4 protein-coding genes and 1 pseudogene are annotated in these 2,965 nt (G+C 60.2%); 4 read left to right on the plus strand and 1 reads right to left on the minus strand.

All coding sequences use genetic code 11. The annotated features are described in order from the left end of the window. The 4 genes and pseudogenes from EOA86_RS28735 to EOA86_RS28750 all read left to right on the plus strand — a co-directional run. A pseudogene (locus EOA86_RS28735) lies at positions 1-714 on the plus strand (isocitrate lyase); the annotation flags it as partial. Positions 715-767: 53 nt separating this feature from the next. Further along, entirely contained in the window at positions 768-1,010 is a 243-nt protein-coding gene (locus tag EOA86_RS28740) for a hypothetical protein (RefSeq protein WP_029348426.1), read from the plus strand. Between the two features lie 311 nt (positions 1,011-1,321). After that, on the plus strand, positions 1,322-1,711 hold the full coding sequence (locus EOA86_RS28745) for a response regulator (protein ID WP_245497406.1): 390 nt from the start codon (positions 1,322-1,324) through the stop codon (positions 1,709-1,711). 211 nt (positions 1,712-1,922) lie between these two features. Next, complete coding sequence (locus tag EOA86_RS28750) at positions 1,923-2,366, plus strand: Fur family transcriptional regulator (RefSeq protein ID WP_029348428.1); 444 nt, start codon at positions 1,923-1,925, stop codon at positions 2,364-2,366. A gap of 10 nt (positions 2,367-2,376) precedes the next feature. Here EOA86_RS28750 and EOA86_RS28755 read toward each other — a convergent pair. Further along, positions 2,377-2,965, minus strand: a 589-nt coding sequence (locus EOA86_RS28755; RefSeq protein WP_164892068.1) for a metal ABC transporter permease, incomplete at its 5' end; no start/stop codon positions are given.

Below are 2,965 nucleotides of genomic sequence, written 5' to 3' on the forward strand. Positions count from 1 at the left end.
AGGGTCCCGACCGCCGCACACATCCGCAACCTCAACGCCGCGCGACTTGCTGCCGACGTCATGGGCACGCCGACGCTGGTCGTCGCGCGCACCGACGCGGAAGCGGCAAAGCTGCTCACCTCCGACATCGACGAGCGCGACCAGCCGTTCGTCGACTATGGCGCCGGCCGCACGGTGGAAGGCTTCTACCACGTCAGGAACGGCATCGAGCCGTGCATCGCGCGGGCCATCGCCTACGCGCCTTACGCCGACCTGATCTGGTGCGAAACCTCCAAGCCCGATCTGGCGCAGGCCAAAAAATTCGCCGAGGGCGTGCACAGGCACCATCCCGGCAAGCTTCTCGCCTATAACTGCTCGCCGTCCTTCAACTGGAAGAAGAACCTCGACGACGCCACGATCGCCAGGTTTCAGCGGGAACTCGGCGCCATGGGCTACAAGTTCCAGTTCATCACGCTAGCCGGTTTTCACCAGCTCAATTTCGGCATGTTCGAACTCGCCCGCGGCTACAAGGCACGGCAGATGGCGGCCTATTCCGAGTTGCAGGAAGCGGAGTTCGCGGCGGAAGCCCACGGCTACACCGCGACCAAGCACCAGCGCGAAGTCGGCACCGGCTATTTCGACGCCGTGTCGATGGCAATCACCGGTGGCCGGTCCTCGACCACGGCCATGCATGAATCGACCGAGCACGCCCAGTTCAAGCCGGCCGCAGAATAGCAGGAACGCAACAGACAGAGGAAACGCCCCTAAAGGGCTAAGGGAGAAGACCAATGGCATCGATCAGTCGCGTCAAGGAACGGGCCGAAGAACAGGCCACCACCATGAGTGTCGACCAGCAGGCGACCATCCGCATGCTGGCCAACGACCTGCACAGGCTCAACCAATCGGTGATGAAGGCGGTCGAGGCCGGTGTGTCGGTGGAGCTCGTGCGCTCGGCACGGCACCATGGCGGCGACGGCAACTGGGGCGATCTGCTGATCCCGGTGATCGTCACGCAGCGGAGCCTCGACTGACCGAAATCCGACCAAAGCCCGTCGATCGATCCGGCGTCACCTGCGCAGTCTCTGCGCAGGTGATCTGCGATTGCACGATCAGTTGCCATAATGAGCAAGAACAGAACTTGCTTTGAATTTCAACGTTTCTTGCGCTATTCTGGATATCGTCGTTTCAGCTTGACATAGGGAGAGATCTCACGGCAATTGTCTCTAAGTTTCAACCCTGCATTGAAACCCGACGAGTGCCCGCTACGCTCATGCGCCCCGTGAATCGCGATACCAAGACTGTAAACCACCTGACTTTCGTGAGCCGCAACGTGGACCCGGAGATGCTCACAGACTTCACCCGTGTGCTCGTCGTCGGAAAGTCGCCGGTCAACCGGGTGGTGGTTTCAAAAATCGTCGAACGATCCGGGCTCAAACCGATCTCAGAATCGCCCGAAACGGCAGCAACGACTTTGCGATCGCTCATTCCCGGAGCTGTCGTCCTCGATGGCGGAGCGGACAATAAGGACTGCGACGCGCTGATGTCCGGTATCAACGCGCTGCGACGCACCTCAGGCAGGTCACTTCCCTCGGTGATCCTGCTTTCGACCAAGAACGGCACAGCGGAGAGCCTCGGCCTGTCGAGCGTCGTCGATGCGGTTGTCGTCAAACCGATCACGACCGAACGGCTGCAGCCAGTGATCGACCATTTGATCGGGCTCGCACGCAGCTAGCCGACGTCCGATCCGGCTTACACGCCTTTCCTCGCTTCTTGCGATCGAATCTGGATATTTATGTCAGTATGCGAGCGCTCGGTACCGCCTGACAATGAGCCCCGCTACGTCTCCTTTTGCAATTGCGACGCATCTGGGATAGCACCTTCGAACAAATCCGCAGGCATGTTCCGACTTCGCGACATGGCTGTCGATATCGGCGGATCACGACATGTCCTCAGAACAGACCATCGCCGCGCTTTGCAGGAAACTCGGACTGCGCATCACCGGTCCGCGCCGCGTCATCATGCGCGTTCTATCCGAATCCAGCGACCATCCGGATGTGGTGGAACTCCATCGCCGTGTTGTCGCCATCGAGCCGACGATCGCGCTCGCCACTGTCTATCGCACCGTCAGCCTTCTGCGCGAGAAGGGCATTCTGGAGCGGCACACCTTTGGCGATCGGCGCGCCAGATACGAAACCGTCCCCCGTGAGCATCACGATCATCTCATCAATATCGAGACGGGAGACGTCGTCGAATTCCAGTCGTCGGAGATCGAGCGGCTCCAAGAGGAAATCGCTCGACAGCACGGATTCACGATCATCAGCCACAGACTGGAGATCTACGTAAAGCCGATCCAGAAAACGCGACGCTCTCGTCAATCCGGAGAATGACCGCCCGTTTCTAGCGTTCCTCGCCAATCTCCATTCGGCCCACTCTAAGTGTGGTGACGGCGAAGGCCGCGATGAAGGCGGCGGACAGCATGAGAACGATGGTCGGCGCCGGTGCGCTGTCGATGAAGAAGGACAGATAGACGCCGAGAAACGACGCGGCGACCGCGATCGCGACCGACAGGATCAGCATGGCGCTAAACTTCCTTGTCAGCAGGAAGGCGATGGCGCCAGGCGCGATCAGCATGGCGATGGCCATGATGATGCCGACCGCCTTCAGCGCGCCGACGATAGTGAGCGAGATCAGGCAAAGCAGGCCGTAGTGGAGCAGATTGACCCGAAGACCAACCGCGCGAGCCTGAGCCGGGTCGAAGGCGTGCAGCAGGAAGTCGCGCCACTTGATCCCGATGATGCCGGCCGTGATCGCAGCAATGAGCCCCGTTTCGACGATGTCGCGCAAGCCGATGCCCAGCACATCGCCGAACAATATGTGGTCGAGATGCACGTCGGACTGGATCTTTACATAGAGGACCAGGCCGAGACCGAACATGCCGGAGAAGACGATTCCCATTATCGTGTCCTGTTTGATGCGGCTGTTGTCC

Source organism: Mesorhizobium sp. M5C.F.Ca.IN.020.32.2.1 (assembly GCF_004023105.1).
Classification (GTDB): Bacteria; Pseudomonadota; Alphaproteobacteria; order Rhizobiales; family Rhizobiaceae; genus Mesorhizobium; species Mesorhizobium wenxiniae.

What these genes read in the sequence shown, in the direction of transcription:
- EOA86_RS28740 (WP_029348426.1), top strand. Translation starts at nt 768, where the DNA reads ATGGCATCGATCAGTCGCGTCAAGGAACGGGCCGAAGAACAGGCCACC.
- EOA86_RS28745 (WP_245497406.1), top strand. Translation starts at nt 1,322, where the DNA reads ATGCTCACAGACTTCACCCGTGTGCTCGTCGTCGGAAAGTCGCCGGTC.
- EOA86_RS28750 (WP_029348428.1), top strand. Translation starts at nt 1,923, where the DNA reads ATGTCCTCAGAACAGACCATCGCCGCGCTTTGCAGGAAACTCGGACTG.